14 protein-coding genes are annotated in these 20,610 nt (G+C 57.9%); 5 read left to right on the top strand and 9 right to left on the bottom strand.

All coding sequences use genetic code 11. The annotated features are described in order from the left end of the window. Window positions 1-616: 616 nt before the first annotated feature. The 6 genes from UB90_RS10950 to UB90_RS23090 all read right to left on the bottom strand — a co-directional run bounded on the left by UB90_RS10950 (window position 617) and on the right by UB90_RS23090 (window position 6,865). Entirely contained in the window at window positions 617-1,528 is a 912-nt protein-coding gene (locus UB90_RS10950) for a glycoside hydrolase family 26 protein (RefSeq protein WP_005620023.1), read from the bottom strand. Continuing rightward, window positions 1,525-3,372 carry a glycosyltransferase family 2 protein gene (locus UB90_RS10945; protein WP_065326993.1) on the bottom strand — a complete coding sequence of 616 codons (1,848 nt, stop codon included), beginning with the start codon at window positions 3,370-3,372 and terminating at the stop codon, window positions 1,525-1,527. The genes UB90_RS10950 and UB90_RS10945 overlap by 4 nt, the downstream gene beginning before the upstream one ends. Continuing rightward, window positions 3,356-4,360: a UDP-glucose 4-epimerase GalE gene (gene galE, locus UB90_RS10940; RefSeq protein WP_009178754.1), complete on the bottom strand. Its 1,005-nt coding sequence runs from the start codon at window positions 4,358-4,360 to the stop codon at window positions 3,356-3,358. The genes UB90_RS10945 and galE overlap by 17 nt, the downstream gene beginning before the upstream one ends. Next, a complete protein-coding gene (locus UB90_RS10935) occupies window positions 4,357-5,379 on the bottom strand; it encodes a UDP-glucuronic acid decarboxylase family protein (RefSeq protein ID WP_065326992.1) in 1,023 nt (340 codons plus the stop codon). The genes galE and UB90_RS10935 overlap by 4 nt, the downstream gene beginning before the upstream one ends. A 215-nt stretch (window positions 5,380-5,594) precedes the next feature. Continuing rightward, complete coding sequence (locus UB90_RS10930) at window positions 5,595-6,095, bottom strand: hypothetical protein (RefSeq protein WP_065326991.1); 501 nt, start codon at window positions 6,093-6,095, stop codon at window positions 5,595-5,597. Further along, on the bottom strand, window positions 6,092-6,865 hold the full coding sequence (locus UB90_RS23090) for a response regulator transcription factor (protein WP_227512105.1): 774 nt from the start codon (window positions 6,863-6,865) through the stop codon (window positions 6,092-6,094). The genes UB90_RS10930 and UB90_RS23090 overlap by 4 nt, the downstream gene beginning before the upstream one ends. A 1,124-nt stretch (window positions 6,866-7,989) precedes the next feature. Here UB90_RS23090 and UB90_RS10920 point away from each other — a divergent pair. The 4 genes from UB90_RS10920 (at window position 7,990) to UB90_RS10905 (ending at window position 15,289) form a co-directional block, all read left to right on the top strand. Beyond that, window positions 7,990-9,714: a hypothetical protein gene (locus tag UB90_RS10920; protein WP_065326989.1), complete on the top strand. Its 1,725-nt coding sequence runs from the start codon at window positions 7,990-7,992 to the stop codon at window positions 9,712-9,714. A 144-nt stretch (window positions 9,715-9,858) separates the two neighbouring features. Further along, window positions 9,859-11,904, top strand: a complete 2,046-nt coding sequence (locus UB90_RS10915; RefSeq protein ID WP_065326988.1) for a type I secretion protein ATPase — start codon at window positions 9,859-9,861, stop codon at window positions 11,902-11,904. Between the two features lie 18 nt (window positions 11,905-11,922). Then, entirely contained in the window at window positions 11,923-13,956 is a 2,034-nt protein-coding gene (locus UB90_RS10910; protein WP_065326987.1) for a type I secretion system permease/ATPase, read from the top strand. Continuing rightward, window positions 13,949-15,289 (top strand): HlyD family type I secretion periplasmic adaptor subunit, encoded by a 1,341-nt coding sequence (locus UB90_RS10905; RefSeq protein WP_065326986.1) that lies wholly within the window; start codon window positions 13,949-13,951, stop codon window positions 15,287-15,289. The genes UB90_RS10910 and UB90_RS10905 overlap by 8 nt, the downstream gene beginning before the upstream one ends. Before the next feature lie 50 nt (window positions 15,290-15,339). Here UB90_RS10905 and UB90_RS10900 read toward each other — a convergent pair whose 3' ends face one another. The 3 genes from UB90_RS10900 to UB90_RS10890 are packed head-to-tail and all read right to left on the bottom strand — an operon-like array spanning window position 15,340 to window position 19,603. Then, complete coding sequence (locus UB90_RS10900; protein WP_065326985.1) at window positions 15,340-16,824, bottom strand: aldehyde dehydrogenase family protein; 1,485 nt, start codon at window positions 16,822-16,824, stop codon at window positions 15,340-15,342. Further along, window positions 16,821-17,996, bottom strand: a complete 1,176-nt coding sequence (locus UB90_RS10895; RefSeq protein WP_065326984.1) for a mandelate racemase/muconate lactonizing enzyme family protein — start codon at window positions 17,994-17,996, stop codon at window positions 16,821-16,823. Before UB90_RS10895 ends, UB90_RS10900 begins: the two co-directional genes overlap by 4 nt. Next, window positions 17,993-19,603 carry a GMC family oxidoreductase gene (locus UB90_RS10890; protein ID WP_065326983.1) on the bottom strand — a complete coding sequence of 537 codons (1,611 nt, stop codon included), beginning with the start codon at window positions 19,601-19,603 and terminating at the stop codon, window positions 17,993-17,995. The genes UB90_RS10895 and UB90_RS10890 overlap by 4 nt, the downstream gene beginning before the upstream one ends. A 117-nt stretch (window positions 19,604-19,720) precedes the next feature. Between UB90_RS10890 and UB90_RS10885 the strand changes: the two genes are divergently transcribed. Next, window positions 19,721-20,608, top strand: a complete 888-nt coding sequence (locus UB90_RS10885; protein WP_065326982.1) for a LysR substrate-binding domain-containing protein — start codon at window positions 19,721-19,723, stop codon at window positions 20,606-20,608. Window positions 20,609-20,610: the final 2 nt, after the last annotated feature.

The raw sequence follows: 20,610 nt of genomic DNA, 5'->3' as shown, positions 1-20,610 counted from the left end.
GCGGCGATAGCAGCGGGATTTCTTTCCAAACCCGGCAGGTGTGCACACATAGCTGCCTGAGCCAGATGCCAGAACGACCTCTTTAGGGCTGCTCACACCCGTTGCTTGTGCGCCCAGCGCTGCACTCGCAAGAAGCGATGTTCCGATTGAAAATGCCAAAAAACCGCGCCGACACTGGCGTGCTACCTGTCTTACCAAAACTGCTCTCCTCGGGTTGTGAGCCCACCCTTGATTAAGCGGGTCCCGTTACCTGTGCCTCATTTAGGACAACATATAATTAACGGTCAAGCGGCCCCCAAGGCAGGTCCGGAGCCGCATATCGTCAAGTGAGAGAGAGTTTGGGGAAACGAAAACAAAACACGCGCGCCCATATTTCAGAGGCGGCGGTGTATTTTCTTGTGAACTGCCAGTTTGTTACCGGAAATACTTGCGGCGACCTTTATATGGTTGACCAAACCACACTTTGCCAGCGTAGAGCGCAGGCAAAAACCCGCCACTACGGCCAAGCCGGGCGCGAATATATCGCAAAAACTGCGTATTTGTGATTCTTCATCTTTGGCGAAGACCCGACCTCGCGCAGTCTTGCAGCAAATGCCCTTGCCCGTGGGCTGCGAAATCACTCCAGAACGTTTGCCGTTTGGCGCCAGTTCGGCAGGCCAAATCCATCCGGCCAAGGGTAGACCTCCTGCTGGTCGAAATAGACCACAGCCGTCAGCTCCGGATAGAGATCTCCCTTGGTTCTGACATCGGCGTTCCATTGGGCGACATGCTCCGCATCCCCCACAAAGCCCAGCTCGGCCACCATCACGGGTTTGCCGAATTGAATGGCACGCTCGTACCGCGGTCCAAATATGTCCTCAAAGCTCTGCGCACCGCCCAGCACCGCCCCTTCCCATGGCTGATAGCTGAACACCGAAAGCCCCACCACATCGACGAAGTCATCTCCGGGGTAGTAGTCGGCCATGTTCTCAAGCCCCAGTGGCGACCACATGTATTTAGCATCCGGGACACTTTGGCGGCAGACATCATTCATCCGGCGATAGGCGGAGATATACGCCTGCGGCTCCCACCCGGCCCAGATAAACTGGCCGCTCTTGTCGTCCATCTCCTGCGCCCAGCGGATCGTCATCGGAATGTCGAGTTGCCCCAGCGCGGCGCAGATATTGGCCATTTTTTCGTCATACGCACCGCTTTCGATCCCGTTGCGCAGCACCCGTGGCGTGTTGCGTTCGTCACGCGACCAGGTCCAGGGTTCGATGGTGACTAGCAATGTACGATCACGCGCCTTGGCATAATCCTCGGCTTCTTCGAGGCTCGACAACAGCACGTCCTCCCATGGCAGGAAGAGATGTTCGATCGAGACCCCATTGAGGTCGGTAAAATCACCATTGGGGTCATAGACACCAAAGGGCAGGCTCCCCGGCGGAACCGTCTGAGCCGCAGGCGCGCTGGCAGTGGCAAGCACCAGCGCGGCTGTGACCCCAAGATATCTGAAGGTCTGGCATTTCAAGTCCATGAGGCGTTTCATTTTCCCGTCCTTTGCGAAATCAGAGAGTTAAGTAATTGAGAGTACCAGTCGGGGTCGTAGGCCATGACTGGGCTGTTGGTGGTGCTCCGCCCTGCCCCGGAAACCGGGAAATACGGTTTAAAAATCTTGATCTTGCCGCCGGCATCGGTCAGCGCGACCAGCGCCGCATTGGTGCGCTCCACAAAGCCCACCATGATAAAACCAGACAGCAGCACCACGCATCCCATCTGAGCCGCCGTGCGCAGCGGCCAGTTGAAAATTCGGATTTGGTTTTCCTGCAGATGCTTATGCGCAATCACAAAAAACAGCACCGTGTAGATAATCGCATTGATCAGCGCGAAGATGTAAAAGCCCGCCGCGTCCGAGATGTGCTCAACCAGCAGCACTGGCAGTAGCGACATCATCGCCAGCACCGCATAAGGCAACAGCACCGCCCAGGGGATCATGGCGACCACGCCGGAGCCTTTGGGCGTGACACGGAAATCGACAAAACCGCCAAACAGCCTGTCCCGCACGGCCATCGCGATACCCAAGAGAACCCAAGGCCATTGCGCAAAGGCAAAGGCCACCTTTTCCCAGCCCAACACCTTGGCGTCATAGGGCCGCAGGAATCCGTCCCTGCGAACGCAGCCCACCAATATCAGCAGCACCAGTGTCGACGGCCAGACATGGGCAAGAAAGGCCGGAAACGTCACTTCCGCATAGCGTACGTCACACAACAGCGCGACAATGGGAAAGAGGAACATCAGCGCCATAAACCCCGCAAGCAGCGGGTAGCACATCTGGCAAAAGACAAACTGCACCCGGTGCCGGGGCGAGAGCGCCATGAAATAGCGTGGCGTGTATTGCAACAGAATGGTCATCAGGCTGCGAGACCATTGAAACTCTTGTACAATCAGATCGACAAATGTGGCCGGCCCATCCCCCAGCGCAATGGCATCCATGGCGTGCATGCCCTTCCAGCCGCCCGCGTTCATCAGCATCGAGGTGGAGTGATCTTCGGCCAGTTCCGGCCCCAATCCGCCAATGTCGCGCAGGGCTTTGGTCCGCACTGCATAGTGCGACCCGATGCACATCGGCGCCCAGCCATTGGCATAGCCCGCCTGCACCACACCGTGAAAAACCGCCTCGCTGTGCAACCGACTGCGGGCAGCCCAACTGTTGGCAGAATTCTGCGAGCAGATGCTCGGCGCGCTGACATAGCCCACATCCGGGTCAACAAAGGCGCGCAGAATTTCCCTCAGGTAGTTCGGTTGCGGCACATGGTCCGCATCCAGTTGCGAGACGAAATCATAGCGATCATAGCCGTAATGGTCATAAAAATAGGCAAGGTTGCCCTCTTTGCAGCGGGTGCGCCGGGGCCATGTTTTTTGGTGGTAATCCTCGACGCCTTTGCGGGTGGAGACCTGAACTCCGTGCCGGGCGCACCATTCAAGGGTTTCTTGGTCGGGGTCTTCGTCCGCCAGCCATGTGTCATGAGGCACATCCTGCGCCAACATGGCCTCCAGCGTGACCCGCACCACGTCGAACGGCTCTGAGGGGGCCTTGGTCACAACCATCGCCACCCGATGCGGCCCCAGCGCGGCGAGGCTGCCAGTGGCATGCTGCGCGCGCAGGAAAAACACCAAGAGATAAGCCTGCACAAAGAACACCCAGAACACACACAGGGTGACGGGCCAATAAAGATACCAACTCGTATAATGATCCGGGCGCAGCCACCATTGCCAGAAGAACACCGCCGCGATCAGCCACAGCAGCGCCAGCGCCAGGTATTTGCGACGCAATCGCCCCTGCAGGACCGGCCTACGGAACGGCTGGTGGGAAAGGTCATGCGGATTCTGCATTTTGCGCCTCCAACAGGCCAAAGCTGCGCGCCGCATCGGTGACGATGGTCTCAATATCAGAGCGTTGCGGCTCAAAGCCGAGGATCTGATTGGCGAATGTGGTGTCGGCAACCAAAACCGGCGGATCTCCCACCCGGCGCTCTGCAGTTAGCAATCTGACGTGGCGCTGGGTGATTTCCTCGACCGTGCGAATGATCTGCAGGTTGGACACTCCGTGACCGCTGCCCAGATTGACAATCAGGTTGCCCTTGTGGTCCTCAAGATGATCCAGCGCCAGCAGATGCCCTTGCACCAGATCGCTGACATGGATGTAGTCACGAATGCAGGTGCCATCGGGCGTATCATAATCAGCGCCAAACAGCGTGAGCACATGCCGCCGCCCCGCCGCCGTAAAGAGCGTCAGTGGCACCAGATGGGTTTCGGGGTCATGTTGCTCTGCCAATGCGCCGCTGGGATCAGCACCTGCGACGTTAAAATACCGCAGGATCGCAAAGGACATTCCGATCTGAGGCGCAATATCGCGCAACATGTGTTCGCAGATCAGTTTGCTTTCGCCATAGGGATTGATCGGGCGTTGCTCGGCACGTTCATCCACGGGCAAAACATCTGGTATCCCATAGGTGGCACAACTGCTGGAGAACACAAACCGCTCCACCCCCGCCAACGCGCATGCGCGCAGCAGCGATAGCATGCCGCCAACGTTGTTGTCGTAATACTTCATTGGATCTGCGACGGATTCCCCGACATAGGCAGACGCTGCAAAATGCATCACGGTCGAAATATCATGGGCGATCAGCGCTTGTGCCAGCCGCTCAGTATCGCGCAAATCAATCTGGCTCAGCGGCCCCCAGCGAATGGCGCTGCGATTGCCCGTCGACAGATTGTCCACCACCATCGGCGAGACCCCTTCGCGGGCCAGCGCATAGCAGGCGTGGCTGCCAATGTAACCGGCCCCACCGGTCACGCATATGTTCTGCCCCGTCTTCATTCTGCAACCAGCAGGCGGGCGGCAGGCCGTTGAAGCTGCCCCGCAAAATAAGGAACCGTCATCCGCAGCCCATCCGCAAGCGACACTTTGGGCGCCCAGTTCAGATCAGCCTTGGCACGGGAAATGTCTGGGCAGCGCTGGCGCGGATCATCCACCGGCAGGTCCAAATAAGCGACCTCTGACTTGGACCCCAAGGTCTCAATGATGTGCTGCGCCACCTCCCTTACGGTGAACTCACCGGGGTTGCCGAGGTTATAGGCCTGAACCGGCGCATCCTCGCATGCCATCAGCGCCATAAGCCCCTCCACCAGATCGCTCACAAAACAGAAGGAACGGGTCTGACTGCCATCGCCATAGACGGTAACCGGCACCCCGGACAGCGCCTGAGTAACGAAGTTGGAGATCACCCGCCCGTCCTGAGGGCACATGCCCGGACCGTAGGTATTGAAAATACGGGCCACGCGGGTTTTGGCGCCGCGTGCATGATGGAAATCGTAAAACAGCGTCTCCACCGCCCGTTTGCCTTCATCATAGCAAGAGCGCGGCCCCATGGTATTGACGTTGCCGCGATAGGTCTCCGCCTGCGGCGTAATCTCCGGATCACCATAAACCTCAGAGGTGGAAGATTGCAGGATCGTCGCATCGTGTTGCAACGCCAGCTCCAGCAGGTTCAACGCCCCGAACACATTTGTCTTGAACGTGTGGATCGGATCGACCTGATACTTCTTGGGAGAGGCCGCACAGGCGAGGTTGTAGATCTCATCCACCTGTCCCAGATCAGGCAGCGGGTCGACAATGTCGTGCGACACACAGGTGAAATTCTCGTCATCCAAAAGATGCACGATATTGCACATGCGACCGGTTTGAAAATTGTCGATGCAGATGACCTCATGGCCATCGTGAACCAGCCGTTGGCACAGATGCGCGCCGACAAAACCTGCGCCCCCTGCCACCATGATCCGACGTCTGTTTTGGCTCGTTTTCTTTGAGACCGGAACCAATGAAACTCTAGCTGCCATTACTCACACCCCCCGGTGTCAATCAGCAGCCCAGAATTGCGGTTGTGCCGGATGCATTTCTTCGGAGTTATGGAGTGAAAACCGTCACCGTCCCTCACCGCATCCAAGCTGCTCAAAATTAAAAAACACTGAGCTTATCATCATAAAATCAAAGCATTTTCTGTGAAGCTAGCAATAGGGTTAGACCGTTTGGCTAGGGTCTTGGGGCCGAGATCTCAGGCCGGATAACCAAACTGTGCAATCACCTGCCAGATACCGTGATTTATCGCCGTCAATTCCGAGATCGCCGTCTCGATATCCTCAGCGGCGGCATCGTTCAGCGGTGTGGATTGACCGATTTTCAGCGTGTCCTTGCGGTCCGCGATTCGCATGAGAATCGTGTGGAGATTCCCATTCTCAGGGTCAAACGCATAGATGCAGTGATTGTAGCGATTGCGCAGTGCGGATTGACGTTGGATGCGCCCGGTCAGCGCAAGCACCGGCTCTCTTTCATCGGCGGAAACCCTGTCGAGTTTGCTCAACCGCTCGACCAGATCGATGCGCGCACGCGTGGTGTTAAGAGTCAGGAAGATTACCGTCGCGGTTTCCTTATCCACCTCGGCCAACCCGGCAATCAGATGGATCAACAGGCTTTCGGTATTGGTCCACGCATAGTTAAGCCGACCGACCAGCAAGAGGAACGCATCAAAACTCGGTTGATGCGCGGCCCCCTTCATTGAACGAACTGATCGGAGCCGTGGTTTTCCAGAAACCAAACAGCGGCCTCGGTTCGGTTGTTGACGCCAAGCTTGGCAATCACATGGTGGATATGGAGCTTCACTGTATGTTCCGACAACCCGAGCCGATTGGCGATCAGCTTGTTCTGCTTACCTTCGGCGACACAGGACAGAACCTGTGCCTCGCGCGTGGTCAGGCGGATATTGCCTGCCTTTGATGCGCGCTGCTGACCTGCGGCGCACGGCTTGGGAGAGGATGGCTCCGGTTCGCTCGGCGCTGGCAGCCGCTCATGCGCCGCCGCGACGTCAGCGCCCGAAAAAAAATCATCATAGAGCTCCCCCGGCACGTAGTTTTCCCCCCGCACCAGCAACCGCAAAACCGTAAGCCAGCGATCAAGATCCCGGTTCATTGGCAGAAAGCCAACCCCGCGCTTCGGGCGTTGGTTTTTCATTCGGACTAAAAAAGAACGTGCCAATTCAGGTTGCCGATACGCAAAAGCCGTAGTGGCACTGGGAAATTTATCTTGAATTTGATCTATGAAATTGCTAAACGATTCACCCATAGATTGATTTAAAATAATCGAACGCACGCGATCTACCCGATCCACATCTAGGGAAAGGAGATCTTCAATCGTTTCAAGACGTTCGAACCGAACAGACTTGAAACTGATCGTCGCCAGTTCGATGGCTGGTTCTGAGAAGTCATGCGCATTTCCTACGAAATAGCACGTGATCCCACTTAATTCACTTTTGAACTCGTTACTCTTCATGTCGCATCCCACTTGGTTTTCACATGTTGCGAACGTACCTGCACGACTAAAACTACTTTTTTGCTTCGGATTTATACATCCGATAGCAGGGCGCTCGATATCGCCCGATGCACCAATTGTCCCTAGAGCGTGATGCTCCCTCCCCCCGGAGACGGGCACATTGATTAATGCCAAACTAACTACAAAAAATTATCACAATTTATCGTAAGTGTCTGCCGTGTTCGGGCGTAAATTTGCTCAATCGTGACGAATATTCTCGCGATCAACATGTTTACTTTCGAAAAACACCCTGAAAAATCAAAAAGTTGACGCAAGGTCAATAAGCCCCCTACTCAACAGAACAAACACTGCAACCATGCAGAAATCACGGCATTTTCACGCCAGAGAGTTGTTGTTCTCACAAATTCTCACACCGAATGGACTGCTCATTTGGAGAAGGTGCGGCGTTTTCATACGAATCTTCGAATCATCTGCGCACAACCTTAATAATTTCCACGAGTTACGCCGTATCTCATTATAGTTGCACGGCTGGTTCGGGAATCTTTTTCGTTTTTGGCAGCATACATTATAGTCAGCCTACGTATTAAATCAGTGGATTAAATTTGTGGTCACAGATTGCCCCTCCTTCATATGGCCTACGCCTTGTGAACGGTCACTGAAATCTTCTTGTTTCAACTGAACTAAACCCATCGATTAGGCCAACCGAAACGAATGATATCCACGGCCAGCGCATCGTTTCGCGACCACAAGAACGATGTAAAAAATACTATAAAAACAAATACATAAGTAATTATTTTCCATTCTTAATCCTATGGTTGGGTGGTTTTACGTTTCTGCTTTCGCAATGCTCTGAACGTCACCTTTTGTGACCTTGCTGGCCTCAGCGCCCGCAGGAAAGAGCCAGCAATACAGCGCGTATCATCGCCTGTTTGTCTCCGGCTCTTTTGTTTCAAAAATGCATAGCGAGGGGGGATCAAATATCTGACACACGAAACTTCTGCAGCGCACCGGCAGAAGAGAAATCTCAACGGCGCGCAATTTCATGAAAACACATCAATGGCAAACCCAAATGATCGCTTTTGATATGAGTGGCGATCCCGGGAATGCATTACGGGAGACATCCTATGTCTAAGAAAAACCAATTCCACTTCGGCCCGATGGGCGACCAGTCTCAGGATCAGGATCAAGACCAGCTGCAGGGCCAAGGCCAGGCGCAGGCGGAGCTGCAAGCTCAGCTGCAGGCGCAGGGTCAGCTGTCCGACCAGGATCAAGATCAGGATCAGGGCCAGTACCAATCCAGTGAGAGCTGGAATGGCAATTTGAACGGCAATGGTAACGGGAACGGCAACCTCAATGGCAACGGGAACGCGAATGGCAACGGCAACCATAACGGCAACGCCAATGGGAATGCCAACGGCAACGCGAATGGCAACGCCAACGGCAATGCCAACCTCAACGCCAATGGCAACCTGAATTCCAACACCAACGATTCTACGGTCACCGTGGATGTCGCGGTGGGGATTGAAGGCTATGAGCCCACCGACGATGATTTTGCCGACATCGATCTGGATCACTCCAACGCCGGTGACTTCATCATGGCGAAGGGCAACATCGACTATAATCCGGGCAACGACCTTGATCTGGATAGCATGTTGAACGACGCGCTGAACGGTGCTGGCAACGATGCCGGAACCATCAATGCGCAGTCCAACAACCTGCAAGACAACGACCACCTGAGCAACGTGTCCAATAATGGCACGATGAACCAGACCAACACCGCAAAAGGCGGCACTGCAACTGCTGATGATGGTATCGCAGCTGGCGCAGGCGGCGGTACTGGCGGCGGCGGAGCCACCGCAAACGGTGCAGGCGCACTTGGCGGTCTGGGGATCGGCGGCGCAGCCGGGGCAACTGGCGGAGCCAGCGGCAACGGTGGCAACGGATCCGCACAGGGCGGTAACGGTGCAAACGGCGGCAATGCTGCATCCATCGGCCTTGGTGTCGGGATTGGTGGCGCAGGGGCAGACTCTGACGCAACCAGCGACGACGGCGGAGCGGCAACCTCCATCGGTGCGGGCCTCGGTGTCGGCGCAGGGCTGGCTGGATCGAATGCAGACGGTGGCGACACCGGTGATGCAGGCGGTCTTGGCGTAGGCGTCGGCGCTGCAGGAGCGAACTCCGACAGCAGCGACACCGGTGATACCGGCGCTATTGGCGGTGGTCTGGGACTTCTGGGTCTTGGCCTTGCAGGTGCAGACGGCGGTGACGGCGGCACATCCGATGCGGATGCAATCGGCACCGGTATCGGTGGCGGCTCTGGCGAAAGCGGAAACGGCGGTGACGCCGGATCTCTGGCAGCTGCAGCTGGCAATGGTGAAGGCTACGGCTCTGGCGGCAACGCCAACGGTGGTGACGGCGGCGACGCTGCGGCATGGGCTGCTGCTCTGAACAACTCTCAGGGCAATGGCGGCATGAATGTTGCAGGTGCCGGTGACGGTGGCGATGGCTACGGCGGGCACGCCTGGGGCGGCAGCAGTGGTGACGGCTTCGGCGGTCAGGCTGTCGTTGGCGGCGTGCAGGCCGGTGGCGGAACCGGCGGAGCTGGCGGCATGGCGACCACCGGTGCTGGCGGTGCTGGCGGCAACGCGGGCATGTGGGGATCGAACAACGGTGACGATGGTTTCGTAACCGGTGAGTCCTTCGCTTCGTCGGCGGCTCAGGTCGATACCACCGCGTTCAACCAGAGCATCGTGATGGGTGCCAACGTGCTTGGGAACACCGTTGATATGACCGTGGTCGGCGGGGGCTTCAGCTCCAGCTACATCGGCGACGATGGCGACGGCGCATAATCGCACAAAAAACCAACGGACCGGGCCCGATCATCGGGCCCGGTTTTCCACCATTTCCCAAGCTCGCACTGCGGATAATTCAATCCGCCCATAACAAAAAAAGAGGTGAGCAGCCATTCATTCCCAGCAATTGGGGCCAGTACCATGTTCGACAAAGTAACCGAAATTGTCGCCCATATGATCGGTGTATTCCACATCGCCATTGAAGAAGCGCGTATGCGCGACGTCTACGCCCAGTTTCAGGCGGCCAAACTGGAAGATCCCGCAGTTGAGGATCTTCTCAATATTTCAGTCAAGATCAGCGCACCCTACACACTCACGGACTTTTCACCCTCGATCGAATACACGCCATCGGCGGCGGATTATTTTTTCGCCCCCGATGGCTACGGCCTCTATCTCGCAGATCTCTTCTACCAACCCTTGGGCCAACTTGGCCTGATCGAGGGGTCACCTGATGGGCAGGCCGCTCCGCTGCCCTTTTTCCCGGCACGCCCACATCTAACGCTGGAGCCGCCGGGCAGCGTCGCCACCATAACCGCTCAGGTTGCATGGATGGAAGATGATGATGAGCTTTACCTCAACGAAGAGCAGGCAGAATTTGTCGACCCTTCGACCTATCTGACGTCTCTGCACAGTTTGGCGCTTATCTCCAAGGCGCTTGGCGCGACCACCTCTGAAGCACCGCTTGATTTCAGCGAAAGCACCCTTTCAGCTGCGCTCGAATTTTACGAGGCGATCAGCGCCGTCGAGGATGCCTCCCGCATTGGTGAAACAGTGACCGTATCCTTCGGTGCCGACGCGCAAGGCAGTTTCGTGAACGGCGAAACCGTCGAGGAAACACCGGTTTTGGACGATGTGATGCCCGCCTATTTTCAGGCGGAAAATCCCGATGTGACACTAGAAGAGGAAGAAAGCGACACCGAAGAAGACGGTGACGCGCTGGCGGACACGGATCCGTTTCAGGGCCTCGACGGGTCCTCCTCGGATGCGGATACTTTTGAAATCGACGACGGCCATAATGTGGTGACCGGGGCCAATGTGATGGTCAACGACGCCTCCGTTATGGTCGGGTGGCTCGATGCGCCGGTGATTTCGGTGATGGGCGACGTGGTGGAGCTCAACTCGATCAGTCAGGTCAATGTGCTTTTCGAACAGGTCAGCTTTAACGGTGACACCGCGGCATCTGCGTCTGCCACCATAAATGTCGCCGTCATGTCGAATGTGTCGTCCATGCCTGCAGTCGAAGACGGCAGCACCGTGGAGGACACAACACCCCAAGATCTGGGCCTTCCCAGCAATTGGGCCGTGACCCGCATCGATGGCGACATTCTGACGGTCAATTGGGTCAGCCAGTTCAGCTTCATGACCGACAATGACCGGGCCGACGTCCAATTCACCGGCACCAACACGCAGATTGTGATGGGCGACAATACCATCGCCAATGTGGTCGATCTGGCCGAGATTGGCTACGGGTATGATCTGATTATGATCGGCGGAAACCTGATCACCATCAATCAGATCAGCCAGACCAATGTGATGATGGATTACGATACGGTCACCTCCTCGAATGGGGTGCCTGTGGGGTATTCCGGCGGAGATAACCTGCTCTTTAACGGCGCCAGCATCACCAACACCGGGCTCGATACCTATGGTGAGATGACCGACAACTTTGCAAAGGCCAGTGATGCCTTTGCACAGGGGGCCAACTCGATCACCACAGATGTCGCACATGACGGTGCATTTGCGGGCGATGACGTTTTAACCGTGCTCTACATCTCTGGCGATCTGACCACCATCAACTGGATGGAGCAGACCAATGTGATGGGGGACTCCGATCAGGTTCACCTCGCACTGGAAAATTTTGCCGAGGAGACCGGTGCCGAGATCAATCTGACCACCGGATCAAACGCGGCCATCAACCTCGCGAGTATCGACACCTATGGCATCGATTCAGAGGTGAGGGTTGGTGGCGATGTCTACAGCGAAGCGCTGCTGTATCAGGCCGATCTGATCGACACCGATGCGGACCCGCTTGGCGTCGCCCTGCCCGCACTTGCCAATGAAGCGGTGGCCTTTCTCGCCGACAATATGATCGGTCCCGAAATCGACACAACCAACGACACCGAAATCATCGCGACGCCGCCTGAAAACAGTGCGGGCCCCGACCTGATGCAAACGATGTTGGCCTGACAGTGACAGGGAAAAATTATGTTAGATAAGACCTTTACCGGCTCTGGCCAAACGCCGGATGTCACCGCAGACGACACAAAAGCCACCGCTCACGGCTGTTCTGAAAAAGACCCATTAAAACTCACACCCGATCTCAGATGCGATAGCGCTGAAAGTATGAAGGCCGCGCCAGAACGCATCGCCAAAGGGTTGGGAGGCGTTCAGATCGAGGCCGATACCGGCCCCACCCTCAAACAAAACGGGGGCCAGCCTCCAGCCAATACAAATGGCGGGAATGGTGGCGGCGATGGTGGCGGCTCAAAGCCGGAATTTCACAAACGCCCGGGACCAGAACAGTTTGTCCAGCAGTTGCGCAAGGGCCGTCAGGTGGTGCGCCGCAACCTCGGCTTTGTGATGGTCCTCACCTGCGCCACCAATCTTCTGGTGCTCGCAGTACCGATTTACCTGTTTCAGATCTCTGACCGCGTTCTGACCAGCCGCTCGATCGATACGTTGATTATGCTCACCATTGTGATTGCGGGCGCGGTGATCTTGCAGGCGGTATTTGACGCCATTCGCCGGTTTATCCTGATGCGCACGGCGGTCGAAGTCGCGGTGCTGCTGGGGGCACCGGTGCTCAGCGCGGCGGCCCATGCGTCCCTTCACGACAACGGGCGGCAATATCAAACGCTGGGGGATTTGCAGTTGCTCAGGTCATTCCTTGTGTCCGGCACCTTGATTTCCTTTTTGGACGTGCCTTTTGCGCCGTTGTTCATCCTTGCAATCTTCCTTGTGCATCCGCATCTCGGGCTCATTGTAATTGGAACGGCTCTGGCCTTGATGGTGATTGCGATGATCAACCAGAAAGCCACCTCCAAACCCTTTGCCGAGGCCAATCTGGCGCAATCCAAGGCGAACATGCATCTCGACTCCATGTCGCGTAACAGCCAGATCATCAATGCGCTCGCCATGGTGCCCGAGGCCGTGGCGCTCTGGGGACGCGACACTGCCGCTTCACTCCGGGCGCAGGTTGTTGCGCAGGATCGCAATATCGTCTGGGCCGCTGTTTCGCGGGGCGCGCGCCTGTTGACCCAGATCGGCATGTTGGGTTGGGGCGCATTTCTGGCGCTCGAAGGTGAAATCACCGGCGGTATGGTCATCGCCGCTTCTATCATCGCCGGCCGCGCCCTTGCGCCCATTGAAGGGTCAATCGAGGGCTGGAATGGTTTTTCGCAGTCGCGGGCCGCCTATGACCGCGTCAGCAACCTGATGATGTCCTCGGTGCAAAAATACGAAAAGCTCCGCCTGCCCCGCCCCGAAGGCCGCCTGAACGTCGAACGGCTGCTCTATGTGCCTGCAGGCACCAAGCAGGTGGTGTTGAACGGTCTGACCTTTGGCCTCAACCCCGGTGACTCTCTGGCGGTGATCGGCAACTCTGGCGCAGGCAAGACCACGCTTGGGAAAATGCTGGTGGGTTCGATCCTGCCAACATCGGGTAATGTGCGCCTGGACCTTATGGATCTGCGCAACTGGGATGACCGCCAGCTTGGTGAGAACATCGGCTATCTGCCGCAGGACGTGCAGCTCTTTCCCGGCTCGATCAAGAACAACATCGCCCGCATGCGCGAAGGTGCCAGTGACGACGACATCCACCGCGCCGCCCTCTTGGCGGATGTGCACGACATGATCGCCTCCCTGCCCCATGGCTATGAAACCATGGTGGCCGCTGATGGCTCGCCGCTCTCTGGTGGGCAAAAACAGCGGATCGCCTTGGCGCGGGCCTTCTTCGGCAACCCTCGCTTTTTGGTGCTGGACGAGCCGAACTCCAATCTCGACACCTCTGGCGATCAGGCCTTGGCCAACGCCATCCGCCACGCGCGCGAGGCTGGGATCACCGTGGTGGTGATTACGCAGAAACCGTCGCTGTTGAGCGTAGTCGACAAAATCATGCTGCTGGCAGACGGCAATATCGTGTTGTTCGGAGAACGCCAGCAGGTGCTTCAGAAACTTCAGGAACGCTCCAACGGTGGTCGGCTCGCGAACCAAAATCAGGGAGGAGCCGGAAATGGCTGAACTGGTAACTTATGCCGAACCCACGGTCTGGTATGAAGAGGTTCCCCGCTCTGTCGAAAGCCATGTGCGCTGGGGCATGTTCCTTTTGATCTTCGGTCTTGGCGGGTTTGGCATTTGGGCCTTCATGGCACCATTGGCCGCTGCGGTGATCTCTCAGGGCAGTTTTGTCGCCACCGGCAGCAATAAGATCGTGCAACACCTTGAGGGCGGCATCATCAAGGCCATCCTCGTCGAGGAAGGCGAAAATGTCGTGGCAGGTCAGCCCATTGTGCTACTGGATGAAACCTCCGCACTGGCAACGCAGCGCGAATTGTTCCTCCGTCAAGTCCGGCTGGAGGCCATGGAAACCCGCATTCTCGCGGAGTTTGATCGCAAGGACACGCTGATCTATCCGCCCCGACTGGAAGAGTTGCGCGCAGATTTCAATGTCGCGGCCATGCTGGATGGCCAGCAAATCGTATTCAATGCTGCAACCCAGCAATTGCGCAATGATATCAATCTCCTGACCCAGAGTATTGAAGCCCTCAAAGATCGCTCTTCCGGTTATGAAAAACAGCTCATCGCCACCAGAGCGCAGCTGGAAATTCTGGAAGAGGACTCAGCCGCCAAGGAAGTTCTCTTGGAAAAAGGACTGGTGCGCAAAACCGAATACAACACGCTGCGCCGCGCGCTCGCCGAAGCCATTGGTGAAATCGGGCGTCTGGAGGCCCAGGTGGATGAGACCGCCTCCTTGTCCCAACGCTATGAATCGCAGATCACGCAAACCATCGCGGATCGACAGAGCGCCGCACTTGATGAGCTACAGGCGGTACAATCCGAATTGGAGAGCGTGCGCGAGCAGGCCCGCCGTGCCGAAAGCGTCCTGACCCGGACCGAGATTGTCGCACCGGTGTCCGGCACTGTCATCCGGCTCCACTATCACACCCCCGGCGGTGTGGTCGAAAGCGGCAAGGCCATTCTTGAGATCCTGCCCACGGGTGAGCCGCTGATCATCGAGGTGCAGATCCCGCGCACGGAAATCGATGTGGTGCGCAAAGGACAGGCCGCAACCGTCAGCCTCACAGCGCTGAACCAACGCACAACGCCCACGCTTCAGGGCGAGGTGTTTTATGTCTCAGCCGACGCTATTTTAGACCGTTCGCAGGAGTTGCCGCAGGAGATTTATGTTGCCCGGATTTCCGTACCACCAAGCGAATTGGACCGGGTGCGTGGCTTCAACCCGACCCCCGGCATGCCCGCGCAGATCATGATAAAAACGCAGGACCGCACCTTTGTGCAGTATTTGATCAAGCCCGTGACCGACAGTATGACGCGCGCGTTTCGCGAACAGTAACCCGATCCCTTTGGGGGCCGCCCCAATATGGCGCCGCCCCCATGCATCGCTTACACAGCGAGGGTGATGGCCTTTGCGCGGGTGTAGGCATCAATGCCTTCCAGCCCTTTTTCGCGGCCAAATCCGGATTTTCGGTTGCCGCCAAAGGGCAGTTCGATCCCGCCGGCCCAATAGTCATTTACCGTCACCTGCCCTGCATCGATGCGGCGCGCCATGCGCAATGCGGTTGCGATGTCTTTGGTATAAACCCCTGCCGCCAATGCAAATTCGGTGCCATTGGCGAGGGCCAGCGCTTCTTCCTCATCCTCAAACACCTGCACGCCCAGCACGGGGCCAAAAATCTCCTGCTGGATCGCCGGGTCCTGCGCGCTGAGCCCGTCCAAAATCGTCGGCTCAAAGAACCAGCCCTTGCCCGTCTCCGGGTCAGAGGTCGCCTGACCACCGCAGAGGATCTCCACCCCGCGGCTGCGCGCATGTTCCACATGGGCGGTGATTGCTGCCAGATGACGCTCGGAATTCACCGCCCCCATATCGGTATTGCGCAGCCCATGACCGAGGGTCAACGCCTTGGCCTTTTTCACCAGCAGCTCCAGCACCGGCGCATGAAGATCGCGGTGGATCACCAGACGTGAACCTGCCGAACAAATCTGACCCGCGTTGGAGAATATCGCCCAAAGCGCCCCCTCGGCCACCGCCTCGGCATCTGCATCGGCAAAGGCCACCAGCGGGGACTTTCCACCCAGCTCCAGCGTCAGCCCGGTCACATTCGGAGCCACCGCCTGCATCACGCCAACACCTGTAGCGACAGAGCCGGTAAAGGTCACATGACGCACGCGCGGATCCTGAACCAGTGGCGCGCCGGCCTCTTGGCCGGTGCCGGTGACCACATTAACCACCCCCGCCGGAACCCCGGCACGGATCAGCAGTTCGGCAATCATCAGGGCGGTATAGGGCGTGGTCTCTGCCGGTTTCACAACCGCCGAACATCCCCCCGCAAGTGCTGGCGCAATACCGCGCACCAACGTCGAGGTCGGGTAATTCCACGGCACGATATGCGCGGTCACACCAACAGGTTCGCGCAGGGTGAAGGCTGCGTTGTCATTGCCAAGATTGACGCTGCGCCCATCGAGTTTATCCGCAGCACCCGCGTAATATTCAAACAACCGCGCCGATCCATGAATATCGCCATAGGCCTCAGTCAGCGTTTTGCCACTGTCGAGACTTTCGACAACCGCCAGCCAATCCGCCTCAGCCCGCATCAACCGTGCGGCCTCCATCAGGATCGCACAGCGCCGGGCGGGCGGCGTGTCGCGCCAGAGGGCAAAACCCGCGCTGGCACTGCTGACCGCATGGTCCACATCCGCCGCAGTGCCCGCCGCAAAATCACCAAAGACAGTGGCTGTACCGGGATCAAAGCTCTCCATCCGGTTGCCACGCTCAGAGGGCACGAACACTCCATCGATAAAGTGATCGCTGGGCAGATCAGACAGCGCACCCGTAGTAAAATAATTAGAGATCAGGGCATTAACGCTCATTGCTCGTCCTCGCTGCATTTGTAGGTAGATTTAGAAAGCCACTCCGGACAGATCTCTACACCCCAGCCGGGGGCGTCGGTGACATGCGCCTGACCCTCGGTGATCTGATAGGGGTCATTCACGAACAATTCGCGTTGCCAGGGGTAATAATCATCCCCTTCGATGGAGAACTCCAGATAGCGACCCGGATTGGGGACCGCGCGCAGCAGATGCATGGTGAACAATGTCACCAGCGACAGATTCGCCGCGTGCGGCGTGCAGGCCAGCCCCGCCGCATGCCCCATTCGCGCCACATCCATGCTGCGCACCATCCCGCCCAGATAAAGGATATCTGGCTGAATGATATCGACCACTCGGTTATCAATCATTCGTTTCCAGTGCTGAAGATCGCAGTCCTGCTCTCCGCCCGCCACATCGATGTTCAAAGCGCGGGTCACCTCAAGCGTTTGTTCTTGCTCCCAATAGGGACAGGGTTCCTCGAAATGCTCATAGCCATTGGCCTCCAGCATGCGCCCAACCTCGATCGCGCGGGCGGGGCTAAAGCCTGAATTGCCATCAACCAATAGCGCTACATCCGGTCCCAATGCTTTGCGTATGGTGGGAATGATCGCCTCGGTGCGCCCGTCCCATTCATCCCGGTCCTGCCCGCATTCCGCACCGACCCGGACCTTAAAGGCATCAAACCCATGTGCGTCGCGCAGCCGCTGCATGCGTTCGGCCTCTGCTTCGGGGGTAATGTCGCGCCGCATCGAGGAGGCATAGGCCCGCACCGTACCGCTTGAGCCGCCCAAAAGCTCTGCCACCGGTTTGCCCAGCGCTTTGCCGCGCCAGTCCCACACCGCCGTATCCAGCCCCGCCATGGCGCGGCGCAGATAGGTGCCGGGAAATTTATGCTCGCGCAGCGGGATCTCGGCGATCACCGCCTCCAGCGCATCCATGCCCCGTCCCAGCGCCCAAGGCGCCACCTGACGGTGCAGGATCTCTGAGGTCAGATCGCTGTTGTAAGTCGACACCTGCCCCCAGCCCTGCGTGCCATCCTCGGCAGTGACGCGCACAAACCCGATGAGCGGCGTGCAAAAGGTCTCAATCCGGGTGATGCGCGGGCCGGTGTCAGCCGCGCCGCGTTGATAACTGACCGGCACTGCGCCGGATGTTGAATAAGGCGTGCTCATGCATCCTCCAGAATGAGATCGGCGGCCCTGAGGGCCAGCATCATAGTCGGGGCATTGGTGTTGCCCGAAGTGATATTGGGAAAAACCGACGCATCCACCACCCTCAGCCCCGAAACGCCATGGACCTTCAGACGCGGACACACCACGGAACGGCTGATGTCTTCTCCCATGCGACAGGTGCCGATGGGGTGAAATACAGTCCCCGAGCGGGTGCGAAAATCAGCAAGGATCTGCTCCGGGGTCATCTGGCGCAGATCCTCCCCCATTGGAGCTTTGATCAGACCGGTGATCGCGGCGGTCTTAGCAAGTCTCTGGCACAGCAGCCCACCTGCGATCACCTGTGCCTGATCCTCTTGTGTGGCCAGCGAATTGGGCCTGATCCGGGGCGGCGCGAGCGGGTCATTTGCACTGATGTCAATGCGCCCGCGACTGCTGGGGCGCGTGGGTTGGAACCCGATGATGAACCCGGCAAAGGGATCAGGTTCTATCACTGTGCGCGTGCCCGCAGGTGTCGTCGTATAGGTGACGGGGTTGAAATAAAGCTGCTGATCGGCAGCTGTCAGCCTAGGGTCAGAGCGAAAGAAGCCACCGCATTGATTGACCGAAAGCGACAGCGGCCCGCGCCGCGTCAGTGCATACTGAAGTGCGGCGCGGACCTTTCCGTGCAGCGGGCGCAGCTGATTGTTAAGCGTCGGCTCTGTTGCGCGAAAATAGTAGTTTACGCCAAGATGATCCTGCAGATTGCCCCCCACATGAGGCGCATTTATCAGCGGTGTGATCCCATACTCTTGCAACATACCCGCAGGACCAATGCCCGACAGTTGCAGCAAGCGAGGCGAGCTGACCGCACCTGCCGACAGGATGATCTCTCGCCTTGCATGCAGGCTTTGCGCGCGCCCCTTATGCGTGACCTCGACGCGGGTTGCGCGCCGCCCGTCAAACCCGATCCGTGCCACCATCACGCCGGTCATCAGCGTCACATTCTGTCGCCGCAACGCCGGGGCTAGACAGGCCCGCGCCGAATGCATCCTGCGCCCGCCACTGGTATTGATCCGATAGGCGCTCGCCCCCTCAGACGAGGTGCCGTTCATATCCAGCGTCTGCGGCAGGCCCAGTTCACGCGCAGCCGCGAAAAAATGCCGGTTCACCTTGTGGATCTGGTCAGAGACATCCTGCACATGGATCGGCCCACCGCCGTGCCGGGTGCCATCCGGGGCGATGCGGGTCTCCAGGCGCTCGTAGGTCTGCTGAACGGTTTCCCAGTTCCAGCCCTTGGCCCCTGCGGCCTCCCAGTCATTGAAATCCTGTGCCAGACCACGGGCATAGACCATGGCATTAATGGAGCCCGACCCGCCCACAACCTTGCCGCGTGGCCAATATCCGCTGCGCCCGCCCAGCGCTTCCTCGGGCTCGCTCTGATATTTCCAGTTCACCGCCGGGTCATAGAAGGTCTTGCCATATCCCAGTGGCAGCGCGACCCACGGCTTGCGCGGCGTGCCACCCGCCTCCAGCACCAGCACGCTATGGCGGCCATTTGCGCTCAGCCGCTCGGCCAGCACGCAGCCCGCCGATCCTGCCCCCACAATGATGTAATCGTATTCACGCACTGCGATGTCCGTCCTTATTCATCGCGCCAGCGTTACAGGTGCCGCTGCAATCCCCATAACGAAAAATAATTCGTCACTACCTTAAAAAATTTCGCGGATTGGCTTATCTTTCATTGCATGTATCAGGAATTGCCCCCTCTGCCGTGGTTGCGCGCCTTTGATGCCAGCGCGCGGCTTGGAAACTTCACCCTCGCCGCCGAGGAATTGGGACTTACCCCCTCTGCGGTCAGCTATCAGGTGCGTGGACTTGAGGCAGCATTGGGGCATAAGCTCTTTATTCGAAAGCAAAAGTCCCTATTCTTGACCCGCTTGGGTCAGGCCTATTTGCCTGTGGTCAGCAAAGCCTTTGGCGATATCGAGGCCACCACATCGAACCTCTTTGGCAAATCCGCCGCGCAGGAGGTCACGATCCGGTGCCTCAGTTCGCTCAATATGCTGTGGCTTGCGCCAAGGCTCTCGAACTATCATCGCCTCTACCCCAATGGCAGGCTCCGGCTGCTCTCCTCACTTTGGAGCGAAACCCCGGACGCGGCGCAAATCGACATCGACATTCGCTATGGCGATGGCAATTGGTCCGATGGCGAGGCCACGCGCCTGTTGCATCATGATGTGATCGCGGTCTGTGCGCCCGCGCTGCATCCCGGCCCCGACCCAAGGCAGATCGCCACCCGCCCATTGATCGAAGTTTTAGGCGTGACAGATACTTGGCACCATTTCTTCGCCCTACACGGGCTGGAGCCTGCCGCCTCAGATCCGACGCTCAAGGTTGACCAATCCCTGATCGCATTGGAGCTTGCCTCTCGCGGGATGGGGGTTGCCCTCATCGCCCGTGTCTTTGCGCAAAGCTATCTCGACAGGGGCACATTGGTGGAGGCCACGGATTTGACCCTGCCTGCCCGACAAGGTCACTATCTGGTGCAACCCAATGCTCGAAACCGCTTTCGCCCCGAGGTCTCTGCGGTGAAGGACTGGCTCTTGCAGGAGGCCGCCACCACGGCCTGTTGACC

The sequence above is a fragment of the Tritonibacter mobilis genome (assembly GCF_001681715.1).
Lineage (GTDB): Bacteria > Pseudomonadota > Alphaproteobacteria > Rhodobacterales > Rhodobacteraceae > Epibacterium > Epibacterium mobile.
The sequence above is the reverse complement of the archived record's forward strand: the minus strand, read 5'-3'. Positions and strand labels throughout refer to the sequence as shown.

Bases quoted from the DNA above. Each gene is read 5' to 3' on its own strand.
- UB90_RS10950 (WP_005620023.1), bottom strand. From the start codon at position 1,528: ATGAAACGCCTCATGGACTTGAAATGCCAGACCTTCAGATATCTTGGG.
- UB90_RS10945 (WP_065326993.1), bottom strand. From the start codon at position 3,372: ATGCAGAATCCGCATGACCTTTCCCACCAGCCGTTCCGTAGGCCGGTC.
- galE (WP_009178754.1), bottom strand. From the start codon at position 4,360: ATGAAGACGGGGCAGAACATATGCGTGACCGGTGGGGCCGGTTACATT.
- UB90_RS10935 (WP_065326992.1), bottom strand. From the start codon at position 5,379: ATGGCAGCTAGAGTTTCATTGGTTCCGGTCTCAAAGAAAACGAGCCAA.
- UB90_RS10930 (WP_065326991.1), bottom strand. From the start codon at position 6,095: ATGAAGGGGGCCGCGCATCAACCGAGTTTTGATGCGTTCCTCTTGCTG.
- UB90_RS23090 (WP_227512105.1), bottom strand. From the start codon at position 6,865: ATGAAGAGTAACGAGTTCAAAAGTGAATTAAGTGGGATCACGTGCTAT.
- UB90_RS10920 (WP_065326989.1), top strand. From the start codon at position 7,990: ATGTCTAAGAAAAACCAATTCCACTTCGGCCCGATGGGCGACCAGTCT.
- UB90_RS10915 (WP_065326988.1), top strand. From the start codon at position 9,859: ATGTTCGACAAAGTAACCGAAATTGTCGCCCATATGATCGGTGTATTC.
- UB90_RS10910 (WP_065326987.1), top strand. From the start codon at position 11,923: ATGTTAGATAAGACCTTTACCGGCTCTGGCCAAACGCCGGATGTCACC.
- UB90_RS10905 (WP_065326986.1), top strand. From the start codon at position 13,949: ATGGCTGAACTGGTAACTTATGCCGAACCCACGGTCTGGTATGAAGAG.
- UB90_RS10900 (WP_065326985.1), bottom strand. From the start codon at position 16,824: ATGAGCGTTAATGCCCTGATCTCTAATTATTTTACTACGGGTGCGCTG.
- UB90_RS10895 (WP_065326984.1), bottom strand. From the start codon at position 17,996: ATGAGCACGCCTTATTCAACATCCGGCGCAGTGCCGGTCAGTTATCAA.
- UB90_RS10885 (WP_065326982.1), top strand. From the start codon at position 19,721: ATGTATCAGGAATTGCCCCCTCTGCCGTGGTTGCGCGCCTTTGATGCC.